Below are 22,348 nucleotides of genomic sequence, written 5' to 3'. Positions count from 1 at the left end.
GCAGTGGCCCCCCGGATTCCGGGGGGCCACCTCTTCCTCTCATTGTCTTGGATGGAGATGCCGCGTCGGCCCCTCCCTTGGAACTCAAGGTAGGAGAGTGCGGGGAGGGCGGTCAGGTCTGTGCCTGCGAGGCTCGCTCGCTCTCGATGCGACGCAGATCGGCGGCGTAGTACTTGCGCCCGATCCCGAAACACAATGTGGCGCACAGGCCGGCCAGCGGAATGATCTGCAGGGCGCCAAGCAAGCCGATTCTGTCGGCGATCAGTCCCGTCACAAAGGGACCGGGCGCGAGGCCCAGCAGGTTGTTGGCGAGCGTGAGCGTGGCGAAGGCCGTCGCGTGAATGGCGGGATGCGTGAGGTTGGCTACCACTGCGCTCGCCGGTCCGGCCGTACCGCCCACCAGCAACATGCCGGCAAAGATCAGGACCATTTGCGTTGTGCCCGCCGGCGTGTGGAAGGCCGCCACGAGCAGCACGCAACTGGTGGTGCTGTAGGCAATGGCCATCAGCCACTTGCGGGTGGGGGCATTGCGGGCGGCCCAGTCGGTCAGCGCACCGCAGGCAATCATGCCTGCGCCGGCCGCCAGCACGAAGCCTGCGGCTGTCAGGCCTGCACGATCCGTCGCCATGCCGTAGTAGCGTGACAGGTAGCTCGGCATCCACGCAAGCAGGGCGCCCGTGACCAGCAACTGCATGGCGCTGCCGACATAGGTATAAAGAATCGAAGGGGCCGAGAACAGGGCGGATACCAGGGGCCGCAATGCCAGGCGTTTGGGTGTTGCCGCGTCGCCCTTGTCCTCACCAATCCGCGCGCGCTGCGCCTTCAGGCGCGGTTCCGTTACCACGAAGCGAAACACTGCTACGAGTGTCAGGCCGAAGATGGCCATCGCGGCAAACGCCCAGCGCCACCCGAGATGAGCGGCGAGGGTGCCGCCCAGGGCCATTCCCAGCACCGATCCGAATGGGCCGCCGGCAATGAACGCGGCGCTCAGGCTGGAGCGCAAGCGGCGGGGGAATACCGACAGCACCATGGCAATGCCCACGCTGCCATAGGCAGCTTCGCCGATTCCCACGCACAGCCGGGCGATGAACATTTCGCCGAAGTTCGTCGCCACTGCACAGCCGAGTGTAGCGAGGCTCCACAAGCCGGCCATCAGCATGAGGCTCTTGACCCGGCCCCAGCGGTCGGCGAGGACAGACAGCGGCAATGTCAGGATCCCCACCATCAGCGCAACAATGCCGCCGAGCGCGCCCAGTTCCGTATCAGTCAGCGCCCATTCGTGCTTCAGCAGCGGAAATACCGCATTGAGCACCTGGCGCGACATGTAGTCTGACAGCAGCAGACCAAAGCCCAGGGCGAACACTACCCACGAGTAGTAGTGGAGTCCGACTGGCCTGGCTGGATCTGCTGCCAGGGTGGGAAATGTGGAACGTTCGAGCATGAATACCTCAGAGGGAACACTTTGACGACTCCCGGCCACCTGAGCCGAGGCGTTGACGCTTCCTTCCATGGCGCTTGCCAACGTCCGGTCGCAACCGAAGCAAGTATCTAGTATCAGATGCGTACGGTTTGACATTCCGGGACATGCATTTTGCTTTTCGGGAAGTCCGGGAAAACCTGAGGGTCCCGATGCCGGGCCTGGCGGCCTGACTCCAACTCCGGCGAACTGCGCCGGGTCACCTAGTATGAAATGCGACGAGGCGAATGCATCGAACCCGTCCTTTTCCCTTACGACACGGTTGCCATGCAAGACAAATCTGACACAACAACATTCGTGCCGTTCAGCGTGTCGCTGCGCGACGGACGGGAGGTGCTGGTTCGGGAGATTGCCGAAGACGACAAGGCTGGCCTGCTGGCGGCGTTCGACAGACTTTCCGCCGACGCGCGTTACACGAGATTCATGGCCGCCATGCAACAGCTACCCGAAGCAATGCTTGAGCACGCGACGCATCCGTCGGCGGAGTGCGAGCTTGTCCTGGTGGCAATTGCCACCAAAGGCAAGGCGCCGTCCATTGTGGGGGGCGCGCGCTATGCCGCGGCACCCGGCAACGATACTTGCGAGTTTGCGGTCACGATCGTCGATGACTGGCAGGCGCTTGGCCTTGCCAGCCGATTGCTGAGCGTGCTAATCGACACCGCTCGCCGCCGCGGGTATCGATCCATGGAAGGCTATGTCCTGTCATCGAACACCGCGATGCGGCGATTGGCTCGCCATTTGGGATTCGCCGACATACCGTGTCCCGACGACACTACGTTGCGCGTGGTGACCCTTGCGCTGTAAGACAGTGTTGATTGAGAGTGCTCAAATGGAGTATGTGTTGCGCATGCCCGGCGTGTAGAGTTCCCTTGCCAGCAGAAGTATCTGCTCGCGATGCTGGTCGAATGTGGATAGAAAGGCGGCTTCTTCGGAGGTGGTTTCCTTGCTTAGGTGTGCAAGGACATCGTCGGAGACTTGGAAGGTGACTTCGCGTGCGTTGTCGTAGCCCCAGAAACACACGCAGTGCCGCGACGCGTCGTAGATGCGGCTGGGGTTAGGGAAGTTCAGTGCCATAGCGGAATTCCTGTGAAGCCGGATTTAACCCGGACGTGTCTAGAGGTTCTTTCGCATCAACTCCGCATTCTCCCGGCCAGAGGCGGGGCAGCGAGCGAAGGACGTCACGGGGTTGTGCGGGCGTCCTCGGCCACTTCATCCCCGGCGTCGTCAGGCGAGGAAGATGGTCCCGCCTGCGCAAGCCGCAACGAGCCCGGGCCACGCGACATGGACTCGACCGCTTGGGCAATGTCTCCCGGCACCGCGTGATGAACCATGTGACCCGCCCCTGGCGCGATCACGAGCGTGCTGCGAGGCAGCTCATCATGCAGGCGGGACGCATGCGCCTTGACGTCAACGATCTTGTCCCCCGCGCCTGCGACGATGGTTACCGGCATCTCCATGCTGGCGTAGCGATCTCGAAACCTTTTCGCCGCTGGGGTCATGGTCGCGGCATCTTCTGCAGCGGCTTTGATCTGTGACGGCCTGAGCAGCATTTCACGCGGTACCACTTCGAAGAAGTTGGGTGGCATAGGCGCGGGTGCAAACATCTTGCGCACCGCCTGCTTCAGGAACAAGCGGCCGGCGAGCGGCGCTACCGTGTAGCGCATGGCATCACCGACCACAGGGATGGCCGCCGGCGCGGCCAAGGGGCCTTCGGCCAGGGCAGTGGGGTAGTAGTAGCCGCCTATCAGCACCAGGCCGCGCACTGCTGTGGGGAAATCGAGCGCCATGCCGAGCGCTACAAGCGCGCCCCACGAATGCCCGACTACCACGGGTGGGTCCGCACCCAGCTTCGCCAGGGCCGCGGTCATCAGCGCGGCCTGCGCCTCTGGCGTCCACTGGCGGTCGCGGGGGCGGTCACTGTGACCAAAGCCGGGGCGGTCGAACACAATCACCCGATGGTGCCGCGCCAACACCTCCAGTAATCCGCTGGCGATGAAGTCCTCTAGCTGGAATACGTTTCCATGGAGCAAGAGGACGGGTGGGCCAGCACCCTTCTCGACGTAGTGCAGGCGCACGCCATCCACCTCGACAAACTGCCCGAGCGGAGGATTGTCGTGTTGCGCCTTGCGAGCTTGCCTTCGCACCCATAGTGCGGTTGCCCCTCCGGCCAGCGCCATCCCTATTCCGGCAAGGGCACCGGCGGTGCCAACTGAAGTTTGACTTGACTTATTCTTGAAAGAAGACATGAATTCCTCGCATGGGCGCGGCGCATTGAACTACTCGGATTTCGTGTGCAAGCTCGGCGCCAGTAGGTCGCCGGCGGGGCGGCTCAGTTGCGCGAGCCGCTCGTGAAGATCCTCTGCAGGTTCCATCATATTTTCCGCTGGAGCTTGACCAGACGGGCGTTCCATCGAATCGTGGTGAGGCCCCCGTTAAATTGGACGGAGACAATCCATTTCAGCTAGAAGCAGAAGCGATGCATCAAGAAGGCCCAGGCGCACCAATTCGGCCGCCTCGCCTCAGCAAGCGTTTTGGCAAACAGAGAACGGGAAGGGCCGCGCATGCAATGACGAAAGGCGGGTATCGCATGCAGGGGAGGGGCGGGGGCGTCTGGAAGAGTTCGGGAAATCCGGGAACAGCGGTGCAGGACGTTTCACCTCGTAAGAATAGGTGTTATAGGTTTCCCAACCTAGAGCCCTTACAAATCAGTGACACACGGGGCCCCTAGGGGGCGGTTAGCCTGTCGAGGAAGCCCTGCAGCTCGTTGTTTCGCTGGTCGCTGTCGAGCGATCATTGGAATGAACTGTGTCTGGCACTGCGCTACGCGTGCGCAGCGATATCCGGCTCGGCCTTTACAAGCATGTCAGGGGCGCCTGGGCCGGGCGCCCACTCACGGAAAGATTGGCCTACTCCCTGGATATTTCCCCCACGCGTTCGCCATTGCCAAGAATCATCAGCGCATCGTCGTCGAATTCTGCGGGTTCCAAGATCTCCAGCTTGGGAACTTTAGGGAACAGAACTGGCACTAGATCACTAACGATTTTGTATGACTCGAAGGGCCCAAAGCGATAGACGGCTTTCCCTTCTATTTCTACGAAGTACCAGCCACCGACAAGATCGGGGAAAACGATCACGCTGTGGCCATCACTCTTAGCTTGCATTACATCCTCCATGCCACGGTTTGCGATGGACCCTCCGCAGTCCGGTGGGATGGGGGCGGAACTTCTGAACAGCTATCCCTCGTACTAGGGTCACATCTGGCCCGACTATCGACGGATGCCGGCGATCTGTCGGTACGCTAGCGTGCTATCAGCGGAGAAGTGCCGTCCGCAGGGCGTCGAACCTGGCATTTATTCCGTTGTGCGCAAGCCGTTCTGACGGGACGGAGATAGTGCGAAGGTGATGCCGCGAGCGCGACTTGTACTGCAATCGTTACGGCACTTGCCTGGTCGGTCCGCCGATCTATATTTTAAAAGCAAGTGATCTTGTGTCGCCTTGTGGGCGGTTCAATATCCTGGGCACAGATCGATGTCAGACGTCACCGTTTTCAACCTTTCTGGCCGGGGAGGTGCAGTCATGAGCATCATGCAGGATCCGAAATCGAACCATCTTCTCGCCGCACTCCCCGCGGCGGACCGGGAGCGCCTCGCACCGTACCTAATGTTGGTGGAGTTGCCATTAGGCCACGTCGTGTACGAGTCGGGTGATCAACTACGCTCTGTCTATTTCCCAACCAATGCGATCATTTCTCTGCTGTATGTGATGGAAGACGGAGCGTCTGCCGAGATCGCAATCGTTGGCAACGAGGGTGTGGTCGGCATCGCGATTTTTATGGGCGGGGAAACAACCCCGAGCCGCGCCATTGTGCAAAGCGCGGGGTACGCATACGGCTTGAGCGCAGCGATCCTTAAGCAGGAATTCGTACGGGGCGGGTCGTTCCAGCATCTGTTGCTCCGATATACGCAAGCACTCATCACACAAATGGCGCAGACAGCGGTCTGCAATCGCCATCATTCCATCGACCAGCAATTGTGCCGATGGCTGCTGCTAAGTATTGACCGCCTGCCCTCAAACGACCTGACGATGACGCAGGAACTCATTGCCAACATGCTCGGGGTGCGGCGCTCCGGCGTCACCGAGGCCGCTCTAAAGCTCCAGGCCGCGGGGCTGATTCGCTACAGCCATGGGCATATTGCGGTACTCGACCGGGCGGGGTTGGAGCAGCGCGTATGTGAGTGTTACGCGGTCGTGAAGCGAGAGTTCGAACGGCTGTTGCCAGACATATTGAAGATCTGAGGGCAAAGCGTGCGTCCTACCGCAGGAAAGATAGAAGCTAGACAGGACTGACTGTTGATCGGATGGTTTGGGGGCAACAAAGTGCAGCCTATATTTAACATAAGATAGATTATGTGGACAGTTCATGTTGGCCATTATTAGTAATGTCACCTTTGCGATGAATAGAGATGTCACCTGAGGCTGTCTCCCCGTAGGCTCCGAAGTTCGCCGGGCGCTTCGGGAGGCAGCGATGCACGGACAGGGATTGGTGACCATGAGCATGCGCGAGGTGGACCGCATGAAGGTGATCCAGGCGGTGGCCGACGGCCATTTGGCGCGCTGGCGGGCTGCCGAACGTCTGGGCCTCAGCTGCAGGCATGTCAGGCGGCTGGTTCTGCGGCTTCTGGAAGACGGACCCACCGGCCTGGTTTCGCGCAAACGCGGGCGTTCCAGCAACCGGCAACTGCCTCCGGGCGTGGAATCCCGTGTCCGTGGCCTGATCCGCGACAGCTACGCCGACTTCGGCCCCACACTGGCCTGCGAGAAGCTGCGCGAGCGCCATGGCATCGAGATCTCGCCGGCATGCGTGCGCCGGATCATGATTGACGCCGGCTTCTGGGTGCCAAGGAAGCTGCGCCCGCCCAAGGTCCACCAGCAGCGCAACCGCCGGGCCTGCCTGGGCGAGCTGGTGCAGATCGACGGCAGCGATCACGCGTGGTTCGAGGACCGCGCGCCGGCGTGCACGCTGCTGGTGTTTGTTGACGACGTCACGGGCCGCCTGATGCAATTGCTGTTCGTGCCGACCGAATCGACGCTGGCGTACTTCATGGCGACACGGGCCTATGTCGGGTGCCACGGCAAGCCGATGGCCTTTTATTCCGACAAGGCCGGGATCTTCCGTTCGAACCGGCCGCCATCGCCCGAGGAACGCGGTTATACGCAGTTTGGGCGGGCGCTGTTCGAGCTGAACATCGACATCCTGTGCGCCAACACGAGCCAGGCCAAGGGCCGCGTGGAACGGATGAATGGCACGCTGCAGGACCGGTTGGTCAAGGAATTGCGGCTGCGGGAGATTTCCAGCATGGAAGCCGCCAACGCCTACGCGCCGGCCTTCATGGCGGACTTCAACGCGCGCTTCGGCAAGGTGCCGCGCAGCGACTTTGACGCCCATCGATCGCTGCGTGGCGACGAAGACCTGGAACGGATCTTCAGCTGGCGCGAGTGGCGCAAGGTCTCGCAGAGTCTGACGCTGCAGTACGGCCAGGCCAAGGGCCGTGTGGAACGGATGAATGGCACGCTGCAGGACCGCTTGGTGAAGGAGCTGCGCCTGCGCGGGATCCGCACGATGGACGCAGCCAACGCCTATGCCCCGGCCTTCATGGCCGATTTCAATACCCGCTTCGCCAGGGTGCCACGCAGCGACTTCGACGCACACCGGCCGCTGCGCGGCGACGAGGACCTGGCGCGGATCTTCAGCTGGCGGGAGTGGCGCAAGGTCTCACAGAGTCTGACGCTGCAGTACGCCAAGGTGCTATACCTGCTGGAGGATCTTCCGGAACACCGCCGCCTGATCCATCGCTACATCGAGGTGGCCGAGTATCCGGACGGGCGCATCGAGCTGTGGGCGGATGGCACTTCCCTGCCCTACACCACCTACGACCGGTTCCCGGAGGTCGACCAGGGCGCCATCGTTGAGAACAAGCGCTTGGGTCACGCACTGGCCATTGCGGCCGAGGTGCAGTCGCTGCGCGACAACCGCCGTTTCGGCGCGCCCTCCCGCACCTTCCACGGCGAGCCCCCGCGGCCCGCAACGGTACCGCTGAACGTCAAGCGACAGCGGCTGGTGAATTGGCTCGATCTGGAGCGGGCGATGCAACATCACCCTCTTTCCCCCGCATTGAACGACGATTCAGCAGAGGGGGTCCTCCGAAGCCGCCCACCGCATAGTGGCGCCTTACGACCCTTCTGGGTCATTGGGCTACCACCTCGTCAATGACAGATATTGGTCGGGATGCCGTCGCTGGGGCGTTTGCTAGCGGCGACAGCTTAGCGAGTCCCACAGGACCGCTTGCCGAGCGGATGGCAACCAAGTGCGTATCTGATTTCAACTGCCTTTATATCTGGTGTGTGGAAAACGATACATGACCCAGAAGCAACTGTGTGGCGCGCAAATTCTTGGTGCAGCGGTAGATCAATGCGACTTTGGTGCGTCGCATGTTGTGTGTGCCGTAAGCTGTATCGTCAAGGCCGATGGAGGCAACCCAGCCATGGGCTAATCGAGAATACTGCCTGGTGGACAGGTGCGGCGATGAAAGCAGTCTGCTGGGGAATAGGAAGTTCGTTGGCTTCAATCCTCGATCCTTGATCCAAGCTTCCACGCTCTCACGAGTCGGGGCGGTGATCTCGAACTGAACGGGTCGCTGAGTCTTCTGTTGCAGTACCGTCGCTCGCATGGCCACTTGGTTACCATGGCAGATGTCTTGCACGCGAAGACGAGTCAAGTCGCAAGCTCGCAGCTTGCTATCAATTGCGAGATTAAACATAGCTAGATCGCGGATGTTTGCAGACATCTGCAGTCTCGTGCGAATAGCCCAGACCTCGCTGAGTTTCAATGGCGGCTTTTGTCCGGTAAGCCCTTATTCCACGGCACACGATAGCGAACAGACGAATTCACTAATTCCATGACGATCTCCTTTCAGACGAAGGCTGCGCTTGGGGTCAAGTACACGTGGAAACGCCACAGCTCTCATATTTTTTTATATCGCCATCGAAAAATTTAACTTCTACGGCTGGTCCTGACGCGTCAAACTTAGTACTCCAATTTCAACTAACTTTGGTGGCGGGCGAGCTGCCGCCGAACAATTGGGGTTCGCGATGACGATTCGTCGTACGTTGGCGGGGGCCGCGTGTGCGGCTTTTTTAGCACTTGTCACGTGGGGCGGGCAGTGCAACGCACAGGTTTCTACCGAAGAGGCGAACGCGAGCAATAATCCGCTCAACCCCGCTCCGTCGCTCAATTTGCAAAATTACTACACGCCACGCTTGTTTGGGAGCGACGCCCATACCAATGACTTTCTGCTCCGGGGTACGCTGCCTATTCTTCCCCGCGGCTTAGTCGGGGTGCCGCAAATCCTGCGTGTAACCGCTCCGTTGAGCACCCGCCCTCGATCGGATGGCACATACGATACGGGGCTTGGCGACATCAATCTGTTCGATATATTTCTGCTCAAGCAAACTGGCGTGCAAGTTGGCGTGGGACCGTTGCTGACCATGCCCACTGCCACGGATGCGAGCTTGGGGACCGGGAAATGGCAGGCGGGCGTCGCAGCGGTGATCGTCGATCCGACACCTGCCCGGTTGATTGGCGCATTGATCCAGTGGCAACATTCTTTCGCTGGGCAAAGCAGCCGACCTGCGGTGCAAGGCTTGACTGTCCAGCCATTTGGCATCTTTAACCTTCCAGGTGGTTGGTACATTCGGTCCACCGGCGTGTGGAGCTTCGACCTCCAACGTGGGAGTTATTACATCCCAATCGGCATGGGGGCAGGCAAGGCATGGAAAGAGGGGAAAACTATCTTCAACGCCTTTATCGAACCCCAGTACACGGTGGCACACGACGGCAATGGCGTTCCCCAGTGGACCGTGTTTGCAGGCCTGAACATGACATTCGGGAGGTAGGGCATGAGCTCGCCAGCTGACCACCCGTCCAATATGGAGCGCAGAACGTGATGACGAGAATGACAAAGATGGTGCTCGGCACCCTCATCCTGATACTGTCCTTGCATTCGTCGTGGGCCGCTCCGCCAGCCGCAAAGGGGCCGAATCGAGAGCTTGCAGAACGCATGATGGAGAGGCGTGCCGTTGAGGCGGTTCTCTGGGGCATGCCAGCGGTCAACTTCCAGTTGATGCTGGACGCATTCCAAAGGCTTGGCGGAGCGTCTAACCAGGTCGCGTACTGGTCCCGACCGCTAAATTGGAAGAACCAAACACTCACACCCAATCCGGATACGATCTATCTCATGCCGTTTTACGATGTACGGCAAGGGCCCATGGTTCTTGAAATTCCGCCGGCCGAGGATGGCTCAATCACCGGAAGTATCGACGATGCGTGGCAAAACGCGCTCGAGGACGTGGGTCCGGCCGGCGCGGACAAGGGCAACGGTGGCAAATACCTCATCATGCCACCCGATTACAAAGAGGCCGTTCCCGACGGCTACCGGCCCGTTCGGTCCGATACGTATCGTGGCTTTGCCATTCTTCGCTCGAATTTGCAATCGGGCAGCGATGCCGACATCGAGAAGGCAGTTACGTATGGAAAGCGCATCAAGTTCTACCCATTGTCTTCTGCCCACGAGCAGACCAAGTTCGTCGATGCCTATGATCAGGTCTTCGATTCAACCATCCCCTACGATGCGACATATTTCGACGCACTTGACCGCTTCGTGCAGGCCGAACCTTGGCTGACGCGCGATAAAGTGATGATCGACATCCTGACATCGATTGGCATTCGGCAAGGCAAGCGTTTCACCCCTGACGCGAAGGCGAATGCCATCCTTGCGTCGGCAGCGCGAGAAGCACGCGCGTACATTGATGTCCAATACGAGAAGGTCTTCATTCCGCCATTCAACGAAGGCACGCATTGGGCTTTGCCGGCGTCTTCCGAAGTTGCCGAAGGGATGCCGAACTTTTTTGCGAAGCCGGATAGTTATCCTATAGATGGGCGCGCTATTACGTACTCGATGGCCTACTTCAGCGCGAAGCGGATCGGAACAGGCCAGTTCTATCTGATGACTATCAAGGACAAGAATGGAAACAGGCTCGATGGCCGGAAATCCTATCGGCTGACCGTACCGGCAAACGCGCCGGTCAAACTCTATTGGTCAGCCACGGTCTACGATGGACGCACCCACGCGCTGATTCGCAACATGCGCTGGGCGAGCCGCTCCTCTACGTCCCCTGGCCTGCGTTCAAACGCTGATGGTTCTGTCGACATCTATTTCGGGCCGACTCCACCCGCGGGCAAGGAAATCAACTGGATTCCCACGAGCCGGGCCGGACGTTTCGAGGTGCTTTTCCGGCTGTATGGGCCTGAAAAACCGTTCTTCGACAAGACGTGGAAGTTACCGGATCTCGAAGTGGTCAATTAAGGGGCCCGTCCACTCGGCACAAGGATCAATGGCTCCTGTTGAGACGTCCACCACGGCCTGTGTATTGCAAGGTGGCGATGGAGCAGCGGCGGCGACTGTCCGACGCAGAGTCGGGTGTAGAGGTTAAATACGGCCGCGCCATGTGGAATCAGCCAGTTGTGATGGACCGCTATCGATCCCTTAGCGGACGATGGGGAGATCCGCACGGCTTACACCGGTACGAAGGCTCATGTCGGCCGGCGGTGCGCGTCGCGCTACCAGTTGTATTTGACACCGATCGCCGCTTTGCCCCCTAGATAGCCGCCGGAACCCGTTTCGACGCCGGCGCTGCCCCATACCGACGTCCGCCGTGTGATATTCCCTTGGACGCCCGCTTTCACTTCGTAGCGGTTTGCCGGCAAGGCATCGCGCACCACATCGCTATTGAATTGCAGCGTCTGGGACCCGGGACCGTGCCACCAGTTGAATTCGGCGAACGGGCGGTAGCGTGGCAGGCCCTCATCGTTCATCACGTTGCCGTGCAAGCGCACACCGAGCCGGGTGGTCAGCCAGTCATCGCTCGCGGAAGTCACCACGGTGCCGCCGGCTTCGGCATGGTCGCCGGCGCGGTAGCGTTGCAGCACGACCTGCGCTTGGGGTTCGACATAGACTTGCGTGCGGCCGCTATCGCGAATCAGGAACGAGTATCCGCCCTCGAGCGAGCCGGTGAAGGTGTGGGAGCGATATGACTCGGATGGCAGGCCGTCACCCATCACCGTGTTGGTTTGCGTGCCCAGGAGCAGCCAGGTATCGACATAGGGACCGGAAAGGATGTCGGGACGGCCGTACCATGTGCCATAGATGCCGCCCTGATAACCGTCAACGGTGCCACGCGCGCCAATGGTGCCATTGTCGGTGCGGCTGGATGTACTGCCGTATAGGCCCATGACACCGAGGCGGATGCTGCCGTCTTTCCCATCGGCGAATCGCAGCACGTCGCTACCAGCGTGGACGATGTAGCCGGTATTGGCGCCGTGCAAGTCATTCGCCCCGTCGTGGTGGCTGGTGGCTCCCATCGCGCGCGCCCATGCCGACGAGTCGCCGGGATGGTCCGAGTCGGGGTCGCGCAGCCCCGGTGCTTGGCCCTGGCGTTCATGCAGGGTATGGACGGGCATTGTCGCGGCGGCCTGCCTGTTGCCGAGATAGGCGCCGACTTCGGGGCGGTAAGCGGGGGCGGCTGGGAGAGTGTCCGATACCGTGGGTAGGGTGGTGTCCTGCGGCGCACCAGGATTCAACGGGTCCTCCGGCACCGCCGGGTGTGTATCCACAGGCGTGGTGTTGCCGGCTTCTGTCCGAGAGATCAGGTACCAGTCCTCGGCGATGCCCCCATTGCCGCCACGCGCCAGTAGATAGTCGTAGGCGCCAACTGCCAACGAGCCAATGCCCTGCCGGTATCCGTCCGAAGCCGGGTCCAGATGAAATGCGCCATCGGCCGTGGTGGCGCCGTCGCGCGTTTCCACGACGCGGATGCCCTGGTTGGTCAATGCGCCACCGCCGCCCGCCGACTTCACGACAAGTCCGGTCTGACCCGTGCCGTCGCCGCCCTCCAGCACAAGCCTGTCGGTGGGAGAGTCGTCGTCGCCCATTACCGTACGGATCACGATGCGACCATCGTCGCCAGCGTAGCCGTCCCGAACGATCAGGGTGTTGCCAGGTATGCTGGTGGATGGGCCCGCCAAGATCACGATCCCGCCGTTGGTGGCGCCACCTGCCAGCGTCAAGGTGCCGGTGCCGCCGACACCGACGTTGTCCATCTGCACGGTCCCGCGGATGTCGGTGCCGCTTTCGGCGACCACGCTGGTGCTGCCCTCGCCGCGCAGGATGCCTCCTTCATCGACGTGAATCCGTCCGGCGAAGTCCAGCGAACTGCCGTGCGTCAGCGTCAGCGTTGCGGCGTCTGTGACGTGGAACTGGTTGTCGGCTGCAGTGTTGCCACGGAGGAAGGCGATTTGTCCATCGAACACGCTCTGTCCTGCGGCGGCACTAGCCCGCACGTTCACGGTGTCGTTGCCGGAAGCCATGTTGACTGTGGTGTCGCGCAGCGTCGCGTCCGCGATATTGAGGGTGTCATTGCCGGCCCCAAGGTCGATGGTCGTCCGCCCTGTCGTGCCCAGCACCGTTTGCTTGTTAAGGTCGATGGTGTCGTCGCCGGCGCCCATGCGTACGGCTGCCGCCGTGGCGGTTCCGACCGCATGCAATGTGGTGCCGTGTAGCGTAAGAATGTCGTTGCCGGCGCCCATATCGATGGAGGCGCCCTCGGTCAGGTCGATGCCCGGGCCGCTGGAGGGATCCGCATGCGCCACGAGGGTGTCGTTGCCGCTAAACATGTCGACGGTGCCTCCCAGTAGCCTAGCGCCGTCTGCGAGGATCATCGTGTCGTTGTACTGGCCGAAGGAAAAGTTGATGCCCGAGGCTGTCGAACCTTCTCGGAGTTCCACGAGGTCGTCGGGGTTGTCATGGGCGGAGCTGTCATTCTGGCTGCCCGTCAGGTGCGCGCTCCATTTGTCGCCCGTCTGCGTCTCGTACATCTTGACCATGTTGCCCTTTGCATGGCCGACGATACTGACACCGGGCAGCACGATAAACTGGTCCGCGCCCTTGCCCAGCTCGACATAGCCCACAGCCTGGCCGTTCTCGTCCGCATAGACGGTGTCATCGCCGTCACGGGTGGAGAAGTACCCGCCGTTGAAGATGATGTTCGAGAGATTGAAGCGATCGTGGGTGTACGGGTCGAGGCGGAACCCGCCCGAGGTGACCATCACATGGGCGTTCGTGCCGAGCAGGTAGTTCGATCCGTTATTGCTGTAGTTGCCGTTGTTGGTGAACATGATGTAGTTCTTGCCCCACGGCGTGCTGGAGGTACCGCGCAGGGCGACTTCGAGCGTGGCGTTGTCGCCGATGATGAGCTGGTAGGGGGGATTCTTTATGTTCGGGTTGTACAACAGGATATTGGCTGCGGATTTTGCGGGGTCTGACAGGATGTTGGGGGTGACGTCGCCACCGCCGCCGGTGATCTTGCCGGTCACGCCGTCGAGCACGATGATCCGGCCGGTATTGCGGTAGTAGCCCCCGGCGAAGTTCAGTTCGCCGCCGTTCTCGCGGAACACGTTGTCACCGCGAATCTGCGCAGCGAAGTTGCCGTAGGTGCCCGTAGCGTTGGGAACCCATGTCTTGTCTCCCTGCCCGCCCAGGTAGGTCTGATAGGTGCCGTTGTCGTAGTAATAGGTCCCAAGCTCCTGCCACGACGGCAGTGCGGCATGCGCCACCGGTGCTGCGGCAATCAGCATGGCACCCGTGAGCAACGACGTGGCCTTGCTATGCGACGTGGCGATTTCGCTGACGGCGACCCATGCGTTAAGTGCCGCATTCCAGACGGTATGGAAGATCTTGTTCATGGCTTCTCCCTCGATGCAGTGATTGGGAACACTGAAAGTATGGAAATCGCCGGAAGCCGCCAAAATAAGGGAACCACGATTTTCGTGTCAGGAAACCACTACACTCCCTTCACCACGCCGCGCGTGCCGGGTCACCTAACGGAGTGTCGAATGGGCCGCATTGTTATTGCTGATCCACATCCCCTGATACGGCAGGGCGCCCGTTTGCTGCTCGAGCGAGCGGGGCACGAGGTACTCGCGGAAACCGCCGATGGACTCGATGCCATCCGTCACGTTCGCCAGTTACAGGCAGAGATCCTCATCCTGGAGCTCCGTCTCCACCGCCTGAATGGCCTGGAGGTACTACGCCGCCTGCGGCATTACGCCAGCGCGGTACATAGCCTGGTTTACAGCGCGATCGACAGTGCGGCTTCCATTGCGCTGGCCACGGAAGCCGGCGCCGCCGGCTTTGTCAGCAAAGCCGGCGCGCCCGAAGAACTTGTCGCAGGCGTGCGGGCGCTCGGTTTGCGTCGAACTTACTTCCCGATGTCGGAATCTGCCGGCGCGGCGCCATCCCCGGAAGCCGAGCGTTTGCTCGCGTTGTCTCCTCGCGAACTGACCGTGATGCGCTACCTGGCGGAGGGCATGCGCATGACCGAGATCGCGGAACGGTTGCTGCTAAGCGATCGAACCATCGGTACCTACAAGACGCGGTTGATGAAGAAGCTGAACGTGCGCACACTGATCGAACTCGGCGAACTCGTGCGGCGCTATGAAACTGGTGAAGCGGCAGGACAGGTCAGTGGTGGCGACATGTCATCGTCAGGGGGAATGGAAATGCGCAGCGTGGTCGATGCGTTGCCGGTGCCTGCGACGCTGCGTGATAGCGCAGGACGTGTGCTCTATGCGAACGATCGGGCGCGTCTCGCGGCGGGAGAACATGCGGAACTGACGGGAACCTCGCTCGAGGAAGTGCTTGCCCAGTTCAGCAACGATGCGCGCCAGTCGGAACTTCTAACCCGGCGTTTCACGGAAGCGGTGAAGCACGATGCTGCATACGGTCTGGAGTGGGGAGGCATCCGCGACGACGGCAGAGTATTCCTTGCCCACCATTGGGGTGCTCCTGTCCACAACGCCGATGGCGAGAGGGTCGCCATGTTATGTGGAACCATCGATGTTACGCCGCGCGAAGCGTTGTTTGTCACGCTGCGCGACGAAGCCGCTCGGGCCACGGCATTCGACGCAGCGAGGCATACCCTTCTGCTTGATCATTACGGGGCGCTTTCGCGGACCGCTGACATATTGACAGAAATCTTCAACGTGGATGCAGCTGCAACGGCTGCGGTGCAAGCGGAAAGCGCAGGGGCGCTGTGGGCGAGGTTTCGTGAACAGCTCGACGATGCCCGGAACCTGCTGACCATGCAGAAAGAGGCGCCGGCCCTGTCGCAGGTGTGCCTGGACACGGAAACACAGGCGATTGTCAAGGATTGGCATGATCGGGGGAAGGCAAGCCCGGTGCTCGAGTGGCAGGCTGAAGGGGCGGTGCGCCTGCCGGTCTGGGTAAATCGCACGCTCTACAGAGAGCTGGTCCGAAGCGCCCTCAATACAGTCTCTATGCGCACCGAGGCTTCGCTACGGGTGACCCTTCAGGCCACGGTCCGCAGTACCGGGTTGCTGGCCGTACAACTGGCCATCGCGGGTCAAAAGATATCGGATCGGCGGGACGAGAGGTACGCCGTCGACGCGTCCGGGATGGCAAGCTGCGAAGCTTTTGCACGCGAGTTCGGGGCGCGGCTACAGATCGAACATATCCCGGCGCGCATTGTCCGGCTCTCCTTCGAGGCGCCCCGCACTTCGGGGGCAGTTCAGGAAGGTAGCTAGATCACCACTCATATTTGGCCGTTGCCAGCACGACACGAAACTTTGGCAAGCTCCTCGGTAGGGAGATGGCGTCTAGCCCCCGCCGGTCCATGGCCACGAATCTGGGTGAGAGTCTCAATGTCCGCTGCGGCCCGTCTCCGCCGTCGCTCTCTCCGTGACGGTCGCCCTGGCGACAGAGGCAAATTCCGCCCATTCGCGGTCTGCCGGTTCGCCCGTTGAACTACCATTCCGCGTCGGGATAGTGAGCGGGCCCCGCTCTAATGGACAGGTTCGCGGGTTATTGAACCGCCCCGGCTTTCGTGGAGGCTGGTTGGTTTAAGTCAGGCCGTGGCGGCCTGTTCGGTAAGTTGCCGATAATACGTTGCTTCGGCCTCGGCCGGCGGCACGTACCCGATGGAGCCGAGCAGCCGGTGATGGTTGAACCAGGACACCCATTCCAGCGTTGCCAGCTCAAGCGATTCCCGGGTCCTCCACGGAGCACGGCGGTGAATCAACTCGGCCTTGTACAGGCCGTTGATCGTCTCGGCCAGCGCATTATCGTAGCTGTCGCCCCTGCTGCCCACTGAAGGCTCGATGCCGGCTTCGCCCAGGCGTTCGCTATAGCGAATCGATACGTATTGCGAACCCCTGTCGCTATGGTGGATCAAGGCATTCTCCGGTTCAGGCTGCCGGGCGTACAGTGCCTGCTCCAGGGAATCGAGCACGAAATCGGTGTTCATGGAACTGCTGACCCGCCAACCAACGATGCGCCGGGCGAACACGTCGATGACGAAGGCCACGTACAGCCAGCCCTGCCAGGTCGAGACGTAGGTGAAATCGGAAACCCAAAGCTGATTGGGTCGGTCGGCCTTGAACTGTCGATTGACGCGATCAAGCGGACACGGCGCTCGCGTATCGCTTGTGGTCGTGCGCACCACCTTGCCGCGGACGACACCGCGCAGCCCTCGGCGGCGCATGAGCCGCTCGACGGTGCAACGGGCCACCGGAATGCCATCACGGTTCAATTGCTTCCAGACCTTGTCGGCGCCATAGACCTGCATGTTGGCTTGCCAGACGCGCTCGACATGCGCGATCAGAACATCGTCACGCCGGGCTCTGGCACTGCGCAGGGCGGGATTGCACCGCTGCGCCGCGTAACGCGAATAGCCCGACGGGGCGATCCGCAGCACCTTGCAGATCGGCTCGACCCCGAAGCTGTCGCGGTACTTGTCGATGAAGGCTCTCATCACTTCAATCGGCGGTCGAGCTCCGCCTGCGCGAAAAACGCGCTGGCCAGCTTCAGGATCTCATTCGCCTTGCGCAGTTCCTTGACTTCACGCTCCAGCGCAGCAGACTGCCTGGACCTTAGCCTGGTAGTCCCCATCCTCAAAGTGATGGAGCCGGCCGACCCCTCTGATGACGTCTTAGTGCTCGCTCGCGACGAGTCGCCTGTCACGAGGCCGTTTGCGGCGGACTTGATCGTCATGTACGCAATCGACTTGCCAACTCACTTCCGTTTCGTTACCTATCGAGAACTCACGGACGCCTCGATTTCAGAGGAAGAGTTGCATGCAGTTGCCCTTCGCAATTTGCCTATGCGATTACCCGAGATTGAGTTTCATGGCGAGGCGCCTCGCTACATGGTCACCGCAGGGGGGAGTTTTGAGGCGACGTTGTTGCTCTTGGAATCATTATGGGAGCAGGTCGAGGAACAGTTGCCTGGCGAAATTCTCGCTGCAGTTCCCGCGCGCGATCTGTTGTTCGTGTCGGCTTCTGGATGGGAAGGCGCACTGCCATTCATGCAGGACATGACTAGTAGAGATTTTCCTGAGAAGAGGTACGCGCTGTCGACATGCGTGCTCGCTCGTCGTGACGGAGAGTGGGTCCCTCACGCTCTTGCGGCTTAGTTTGCCGGTTGCCTAATAGAGCGGGCTTCCGTCGCAGCCCACAAGGAATCATTCAGGTATGCTTGTTGCCATGCGGCCAGACACAGAATCAAAGGGACAATGGAACAGGCAATGACCGTACAAACCAAGTCCGAAGCAATCAATCGTGCCATCCAACTTGCTGCAGCCAAGGGCTACCAGGTGAAGGAAATCAGTGATGGCTATTCGGGGGCCGAGCAGGTTGTCTATATGGCCGGACGACTCACGGGGTCATTGCGCGCCGAGATTGAAACTGGGATTCCGGAACTACGGTACGGGAAGTCTGAACGAACACCTCAAAATCCGCGGATGAGGGTTTTATCTCCACCGCACCCATCGTCGGCCTGTCCTTTCCGGCCTAGGGCTGCAGGGCTGCACCCGGCCAAGAGCAGACATTGACGATAGAATCTCGAGCGTCTGTTTTGTAGTCACGAGCTGACTCTGACCACAACCATTGGGTCGCTTCGTGAACAAAAAAATAGAACGGTGTGGGGGCTGCTTCTGGTGTCCGTAATCTTATGGGGAGTACGAGTTTCATTTCCGATGAGTACGATCTGCTTTCGGCCTCCAAGGCAGCCTTGAACTCCATGACCGTATCGCCAGCAAAGGCGGCAGCGGCCGACGGGGTTACCGTCAATGCCGTCTCTCCCGGCACGATACATAGTGCCGACCTCAACAGCCGGTTCCGTGAAGTCGACGTAGATCGTGGCCTGGCAGTTAAGGATGCGCCCTGTGAGATCATCGAGCATGCAGTCCTGCCAATGCTTGCGCAGGTGCCGGTCGGCCGGGTTGGCCGACTCGACGAGATCACGGGCACCATCGCCTTTCTTGCGAGTCCACTTGCGGGATACACGACGGGCATGAGTCTGCGAGTCGATGGCGGCCTGTCGCCCCGTTTATGAACCACTCCTGATGGTTTGCCACCATACGCCCTACAGCCCGCTGAACCAGTTATACCCCTGGTCCTCCCAATACCCACCGGGATTCTCGTTGGTGACAAACAACGCCGCCACGTGCTTGGGGCTCTTGAAGCCGAGCTTGGTCGGCACCCGTACCTTCAGCGGATACCCGTACCTGGGCGGCAGCGGATCGCTGCCGTAGTCCAGCGCCAGGATGGTTTGCGGATGCAGCGCCGAGGCCATGTCGAGGCTGGAGTAATAACGGTCTGCGCATTTGAAGCCCACATAACGCGCCGACAGGTCCGCGCCCACGTGCTGCAGGAACGTCTTCAGTGGCACGCCTGACCATTCCCCAATGGCGCTCCAGCCCTCGATGCAGACATGGCGCGTGATCTGCCCCGTCTGCGGCAGTTTGCGCAGCATCTCCAGCGACCACGGCTGCTTGTCTCGGACGCGTCCGGAGACCTCCAGTCGATAGTCGCTGCCGTCGATGTCCGGCACGTCGTACTCGGGATAGAACGCGTTGAAAGGGAATGGATTGGTGATCTGCGCACGCGTGTAGGTGGGCGCCAGCCGCGTGCCGCTGAACAGCCATCCCTGCACGCGGTCGTTCCAGCGCGACATCGCCCACAGGACCTTGTCCACGCTGTCCCTATCCTGCAACGTGCAGCCGGACAACATCGCCACCGCACCCAGCGATAGCGACGAGCGAAGGAACATGCGGCGTTGCAAGCGGACCAGTTGCGGACGAAAATCGGCCTCGGCGATGCCTTCCGGCAAAGCGCGACGAGGCAACTGTTGTGGCGGGTGATGCAACCCCTCCGGGGCTTCGGCTTCCATCCGCTTCTTGTCCCTTGGATCTTGACTCATGATTGATGCGCACTCCGGTGATTGTCGCGACCGGTCACCATCGACACCAGTGTCCGGGGGAACATGAACACCAGGACCAAGTGCACGACGACAAAGGCCACGATGGCTGCCATCGCGACGAAATGGACCACGCGCGCCCTGTCATAGCCGCCCATCAGCGCCGTGAGCCATTGCAACTGCACCGGCTTCCAGATAGCCAGCCCGGACAGCACCACCACGACGCCGACCAGCAGCACGCCCACATAGAGCAGTCGCTGCACCGCGTTGTACTCGCCGCTGTCATGCGACAGGCGAAAGCGCAATGCCAGCGCCCCGTCGCGCAGGATGGCGCTCGGATGCAGCGGCAAGAGCCGGCGCCGCAAGTGGCCACTGGCCAGCGCGCAAGCCAGGTAGACCAGCCCGTTGGTCACCAGCAGCCACATCACCGCCAGGTGCCACGCGATGGCGCCGCCCAGCCACCCGCCAAGTGTCAGCCGCGCGGGAAACGAAAACGGGAAGATTGGCGACGCGTTGTAGATGGCCCAGCCGCTGGACGCCATGCAGACGATGGCGATCGCGTTGAGCCAGTGCGTGATGCGAACAAAGCGTGGATGAATGATGACTCGCATGGTTGACAACACCTTTACATCGGCGGCACGACCCCGTTCTTTCCCGCGGAGATCGCACGAGCGGCCAGCGAGCCATCGGGCTGCTTGCTGGCAAACAGCACCACGTTCGTGCCGGCCTTCAGTTGCGAGCGGTCACCCGGTTCCAGCTTGACGATGGGCACGTCGGTCGGCACGACGATATTCTTCTCGCCGCCCTTGTACTTGACCGTAATCGTGCGGCCATTGCTGACCAGCACGTTGCCGACCGTGCCGTTGGTCATCGAGCTGTTGTTGCCCAGATCCCACGGACGGTGGCCATCGCCGGTGCCCGCCATGCTCGGCGGGAACACATGGACCTCCAGCGCCTTGAGGCTACCGTCGGCCTGCGGCACGGCCGCCGTGCCAATATAGCTGCCCGGCGCGATGTCCTTCGGATCGGCGTTTTCCACCACGCGCACCACCGTCTCCTTGTTCAGCTGCACGTCGACGTCCTGGCCGGCGCGGGTATGGACCTTCATCTGGTCCCCGCTGACGGCCGTGATCTTGCCGCGCAGCGCGGTGATTGGGGCGGATTGCGCCTGCGCCGGCAGCGCGACGGCGAAGGATGCAACGATGGCGGACGATACGGCGCCGACTACGAACGAGCGTTGAAGGAATGACATGGATGGACTCCCGAGAAGAGACATTGGTAGGCCGGGATGTCGCCCCATGGGGCGCGACAGAATAGCTTTAACCCGGATGAACATCGACCAGCACCGTGATTTGAGGCGCTTGCTACAGAAAATCATCCTGCATGTAGGATCCATTGAAGTTCGGCTCCCTGACCGCATGATCGACCCATTCCCGCTGGCGTCAGGGCTCCTGCCGATGCCCAGCGCCGGCATCCAATTTGTCCCCGAGTAACCGCCTGACCGAAACATAGAACACAGGGATCAACAGCAGCCCGAGTACGGTTGCCGCGAGCATGCCGCCGATGACGCCGATGCCGAGTCCATGGCGAGACACTGCGCCGGCACCGGTCGATACCACGAGTGGGAGCACACCGAGGATGAACGCCATCGAGGTCATCAGGATCGGACGCAGCCGCAACCTCGCGGCGGCGGCTACAGCTTCGTAGATGCTCAGTCCGCGCGCCTGTCCCTCGATCGCGAATTCGACGGTCAGGATCGCGTTCCTCGCGGCGAGGCCGATATCCGTGACCAGGCCGATTTTGAAATGGATGTCTAGGCAGGCTGTTCGACTTCATTTCGCAGCGCCGCCCCCATTGCGTCGAACATGGCAGCCGATACCTCGTTACCCGCCTCGCCTCTTGCCGATTGAGGACGGAGGTCAAAACGCTACCGGTGCGTTCGATCAGCACGGGTGGCGAAAACGGATCTGGTGCCATGGGCTCCCCAAAAATGACGTATACTTAGTATACCCTGTATACACAGTATGCATAGATCAGGGAGAAGTCAATGTCTACTGAGGGCGCAGCGAACAACACACGGGCTCAGCGCGGCCAGCTGACGCTGGAAGCGATTGCGAGCAAGTATCGCGAGCGTCTGCGGACACCCGTGGCATTTAGCGACTCACTGAGCGAGGCGCTGGTCGTGGCCGCGCTGCGCGAAGCGATCGTGGAGGGGGTGCTGCCGCCGGGCAGTCAGCTGTCGGAGGTACAGATTGCCAAGCAGCTCAATGTGAGCCGCACGCCCATGCGCGAAGCGTTCGTCCAGCTGGAGCGCGAAGGCCTCGCGACGATACTGCCGCGCGTCGGCGCGCACGTACGTACCGTCACGCGCCGGGATGTTGAGGAAATCTATACAGTGCGGGCAGCGCTGGAGTGCCTCGCGGTGCAGGAAGCCGCGGCGCGCATCACGCCTCTGTGAGCGGCTCAGCTCGATGACGTCCTGACG

Annotated in this window: 17 protein-coding genes, 4 pseudogenes and 1 other annotated feature; of the genes and pseudogenes, 10 read left to right on the top strand and 11 right to left on the bottom strand. The window is 61.1% G+C overall.

All coding sequences use genetic code 11. The features are described 5' to 3' along the window. Window positions 1-112: 112 nt before the first annotated feature. On the bottom strand, window positions 113-1,441 hold the full coding sequence (locus SB751_RS14375) for an MFS transporter (protein WP_410748171.1): 1,329 nt from the start codon (window positions 1,439-1,441) through the stop codon (window positions 113-115). A gap of 303 nt (window positions 1,442-1,744) precedes the next feature. Between SB751_RS14375 and SB751_RS14370 the strand changes: the two genes are divergently transcribed. Next, window positions 1,745-2,281, top strand: coding sequence for a GNAT family N-acetyltransferase (locus SB751_RS14370; RefSeq protein ID WP_144202162.1), 537 nt, complete (start codon window positions 1,745-1,747; stop codon window positions 2,279-2,281). A 21-nt stretch (window positions 2,282-2,302) separates the two neighbouring features. Here SB751_RS14370 and SB751_RS14365 read toward each other — a convergent pair whose 3' ends face one another. The 3 genes from SB751_RS14365 to SB751_RS14355 form a co-directional block, all read right to left on the bottom strand. Then, window positions 2,303-2,551 (bottom strand): DUF1488 domain-containing protein, encoded by a 249-nt coding sequence (locus tag SB751_RS14365; protein WP_144202160.1) that lies wholly within the window; start codon window positions 2,549-2,551, stop codon window positions 2,303-2,305. A gap of 104 nt (window positions 2,552-2,655) precedes the next feature. Next, window positions 2,656-3,723, bottom strand: coding sequence for an alpha/beta fold hydrolase (locus SB751_RS14360; RefSeq protein WP_410748170.1), 1,068 nt, complete (start codon window positions 3,721-3,723; stop codon window positions 2,656-2,658). 660 nt (window positions 3,724-4,383) lie between these two features. Continuing rightward, complete coding sequence (locus SB751_RS14355) at window positions 4,384-4,638, bottom strand: hypothetical protein (RefSeq protein WP_211942577.1); 255 nt, start codon at window positions 4,636-4,638, stop codon at window positions 4,384-4,386. Window positions 4,639-5,053: 415 nt separating this feature from the next. On the opposite strand from SB751_RS14355, the gene SB751_RS14350 reads away from it, so the two are divergent. Together SB751_RS14350 and SB751_RS14345 are read left to right on the top strand one after the other, a co-directional pair. Then, window positions 5,054-5,773, top strand: coding sequence for a Crp/Fnr family transcriptional regulator (locus SB751_RS14350; protein ID WP_211942578.1), 720 nt, complete (start codon window positions 5,054-5,056; stop codon window positions 5,771-5,773). Window positions 5,774-6,002: 229 nt separating this feature from the next. Beyond that, window positions 6,003-7,748 (top strand): ISNCY family transposase, encoded by a 1,746-nt coding sequence (locus SB751_RS14345; RefSeq protein ID WP_410748169.1) that lies wholly within the window; start codon window positions 6,003-6,005, stop codon window positions 7,746-7,748. A 118-nt stretch (window positions 7,749-7,866) separates the two neighbouring features. Here the strand turns inward: SB751_RS14345 and SB751_RS14340 are convergent. After that, window positions 7,867-8,435, bottom strand: a pseudogene (locus SB751_RS14340) (tyrosine-type recombinase/integrase). Window positions 8,436-8,626: 191 nt separating this feature from the next. Here SB751_RS14340 and SB751_RS14335 point away from each other — a divergent pair. Continuing rightward, entirely contained in the window at window positions 8,627-9,430 is an 804-nt protein-coding gene (locus SB751_RS14335; protein ID WP_244844392.1) for a hypothetical protein, read from the top strand. Window positions 9,431-9,498: 68 nt separating this feature from the next. Next, window positions 9,499-10,899: a DUF1254 domain-containing protein gene (locus tag SB751_RS14330; RefSeq protein WP_410748168.1), complete on the top strand. Its 1,401-nt coding sequence runs from the start codon at window positions 9,499-9,501 to the stop codon at window positions 10,897-10,899. Window positions 10,900-11,153: 254 nt separating this feature from the next. Here SB751_RS14330 and SB751_RS14325 read toward each other — a convergent pair whose 3' ends face one another. Then, window positions 11,154-14,333, bottom strand: coding sequence for an autotransporter outer membrane beta-barrel domain-containing protein (locus SB751_RS14325; protein WP_410748167.1), 3,180 nt, complete (start codon window positions 14,331-14,333; stop codon window positions 11,154-11,156). On the opposite strand from SB751_RS14325, the pseudogene SB751_RS14320 reads away from it, so the two are divergent. Beyond that, a pseudogene (locus tag SB751_RS14320) lies at window positions 14,256-15,443 on the top strand (response regulator); the annotation flags it as partial. The gene SB751_RS14325 and the pseudogene SB751_RS14320 sit on opposite strands and share 78 nt — an antisense overlap. Window positions 15,444-16,513: 1,070 nt before the next feature. Here SB751_RS14320 and SB751_RS14315 read toward each other — a convergent pair. Then, window positions 16,514-17,559 (bottom strand): annotated as a pseudogene (locus SB751_RS14315) (IS3 family transposase); the annotation flags it as partial. Beyond that, window positions 17,345-17,461 (bottom strand) — a sequence feature (AL1L pseudoknot). (Overlaps the previous pseudogene by 117 nt.) A gap of 97 nt (window positions 17,560-17,656) precedes the next feature. Here SB751_RS14315 and SB751_RS14310 point away from each other — a divergent pair. The 3 genes from SB751_RS14310 to SB751_RS14300 all read left to right on the top strand — a co-directional run bounded on the left by SB751_RS14310 (window position 17,657) and on the right by SB751_RS14300 (window position 18,999). Beyond that, complete coding sequence (locus SB751_RS14310; protein ID WP_410748166.1) at window positions 17,657-18,079, top strand: DUF1444 family protein; 423 nt, start codon at window positions 17,657-17,659, stop codon at window positions 18,077-18,079. A gap of 111 nt (window positions 18,080-18,190) precedes the next feature. Further along, window positions 18,191-18,496, top strand: a complete 306-nt coding sequence (locus SB751_RS14305; RefSeq protein ID WP_144198370.1) for a hypothetical protein — start codon at window positions 18,191-18,193, stop codon at window positions 18,494-18,496. A 119-nt stretch (window positions 18,497-18,615) separates the two neighbouring features. Continuing rightward, window positions 18,616-18,999, top strand: a complete 384-nt coding sequence (locus SB751_RS14300; protein WP_410748165.1) for an SDR family oxidoreductase — start codon at window positions 18,616-18,618, stop codon at window positions 18,997-18,999. A 30-nt stretch (window positions 19,000-19,029) separates the two neighbouring features. On the opposite strand, the gene SB751_RS14295 is transcribed toward SB751_RS14300, so the two are convergent. The 4 genes and pseudogenes from SB751_RS14295 to SB751_RS14280 form a co-directional block, all read right to left on the bottom strand. Next, complete coding sequence (locus SB751_RS14295) at window positions 19,030-19,866, bottom strand: molybdopterin-dependent oxidoreductase (protein WP_410748164.1); 837 nt, start codon at window positions 19,864-19,866, stop codon at window positions 19,030-19,032. Further along, a complete protein-coding gene (locus SB751_RS14290) occupies window positions 19,863-20,474 on the bottom strand; it encodes a cytochrome b/b6 domain-containing protein (RefSeq protein WP_410748163.1) in 612 nt (203 codons plus the stop codon). Before SB751_RS14290 ends, SB751_RS14295 begins: the two co-directional genes overlap by 4 nt. A gap of 14 nt (window positions 20,475-20,488) precedes the next feature. Then, window positions 20,489-21,115 (bottom strand): DUF5666 domain-containing protein, encoded by a 627-nt coding sequence (locus tag SB751_RS14285; RefSeq protein ID WP_244844395.1) that lies wholly within the window; start codon window positions 21,113-21,115, stop codon window positions 20,489-20,491. Window positions 21,116-21,305: 190 nt separating this feature from the next. Next, window positions 21,306-21,677 (bottom strand): annotated as a pseudogene (locus SB751_RS14280) (efflux RND transporter permease subunit); the annotation flags it as partial. 233 nt (window positions 21,678-21,910) lie between these two features. On the opposite strand from SB751_RS14280, the gene SB751_RS14275 reads away from it, so the two are divergent. Then, window positions 21,911-22,321 (top strand): GntR family transcriptional regulator, encoded by a 411-nt coding sequence (locus tag SB751_RS14275; protein WP_410748162.1) that lies wholly within the window; start codon window positions 21,911-21,913, stop codon window positions 22,319-22,321. Window positions 22,322-22,348: the final 27 nt, after the last annotated feature.

Origin of the sequence: Cupriavidus sp. SIMBA_020 (genome assembly GCF_046535395.1) — a bacterium.
In the GTDB taxonomy this organism is placed as follows: Bacteria; Pseudomonadota; Gammaproteobacteria; order Burkholderiales; family Burkholderiaceae; genus Cupriavidus; species Cupriavidus campinensis.
Note: the sequence above shows the minus strand (reverse complement) of the source record. Positions and strands in the feature narration are given on the sequence as shown.

What these genes read in the sequence shown, in the direction of transcription:
- SB751_RS14305 (WP_144198370.1), top strand. Translation starts at nt 18,191, where the DNA reads ATGACCGTACAAACCAAGTCCGAAGCAATCAATCGTGCCATCCAACTT.
- SB751_RS14330 (WP_410748168.1), top strand. Translation starts at nt 9,499, where the DNA reads ATGGTGCTCGGCACCCTCATCCTGATACTGTCCTTGCATTCGTCGTGG.
- SB751_RS14325 (WP_410748167.1), bottom strand. Translation starts at nt 14,333, where the DNA reads ATGAACAAGATCTTCCATACCGTCTGGAATGCGGCACTTAACGCATGG.
- SB751_RS14310 (WP_410748166.1), top strand. Translation starts at nt 17,657, where the DNA reads ATGTACGCAATCGACTTGCCAACTCACTTCCGTTTCGTTACCTATCGA.
- SB751_RS14290 (WP_410748163.1), bottom strand. Translation starts at nt 20,474, where the DNA reads ATGCGAGTCATCATTCATCCACGCTTTGTTCGCATCACGCACTGGCTC.
- SB751_RS14375 (WP_410748171.1), bottom strand. Translation starts at nt 1,441, where the DNA reads ATGCTCGAACGTTCCACATTTCCCACCCTGGCAGCAGATCCAGCCAGG.
- SB751_RS14370 (WP_144202162.1), top strand. Translation starts at nt 1,745, where the DNA reads ATGCAAGACAAATCTGACACAACAACATTCGTGCCGTTCAGCGTGTCG.
- SB751_RS14295 (WP_410748164.1), bottom strand. Translation starts at nt 19,866, where the DNA reads ATGAGTCAAGATCCAAGGGACAAGAAGCGGATGGAAGCCGAAGCCCCG.
- SB751_RS14335 (WP_244844392.1), top strand. Translation starts at nt 8,627, where the DNA reads ATGACGATTCGTCGTACGTTGGCGGGGGCCGCGTGTGCGGCTTTTTTA.
- SB751_RS14360 (WP_410748170.1), bottom strand. Translation starts at nt 3,723, where the DNA reads ATGTCTTCTTTCAAGAATAAGTCAAGTCAAACTTCAGTTGGCACCGCC.
- SB751_RS14365 (WP_144202160.1), bottom strand. Translation starts at nt 2,551, where the DNA reads ATGGCACTGAACTTCCCTAACCCCAGCCGCATCTACGACGCGTCGCGG.
- SB751_RS14300 (WP_410748165.1), top strand. Translation starts at nt 18,616, where the DNA reads ATGGGGAGTACGAGTTTCATTTCCGATGAGTACGATCTGCTTTCGGCC.
- SB751_RS14355 (WP_211942577.1), bottom strand. Translation starts at nt 4,638, where the DNA reads ATGCAAGCTAAGAGTGATGGCCACAGCGTGATCGTTTTCCCCGATCTT.
- SB751_RS14275 (WP_410748162.1), top strand. Translation starts at nt 21,911, where the DNA reads ATGTCTACTGAGGGCGCAGCGAACAACACACGGGCTCAGCGCGGCCAG.
- SB751_RS14345 (WP_410748169.1), top strand. Translation starts at nt 6,003, where the DNA reads ATGCACGGACAGGGATTGGTGACCATGAGCATGCGCGAGGTGGACCGC.
- SB751_RS14285 (WP_244844395.1), bottom strand. Translation starts at nt 21,115, where the DNA reads ATGTCATTCCTTCAACGCTCGTTCGTAGTCGGCGCCGTATCGTCCGCC.
- SB751_RS14350 (WP_211942578.1), top strand. Translation starts at nt 5,054, where the DNA reads ATGAGCATCATGCAGGATCCGAAATCGAACCATCTTCTCGCCGCACTC.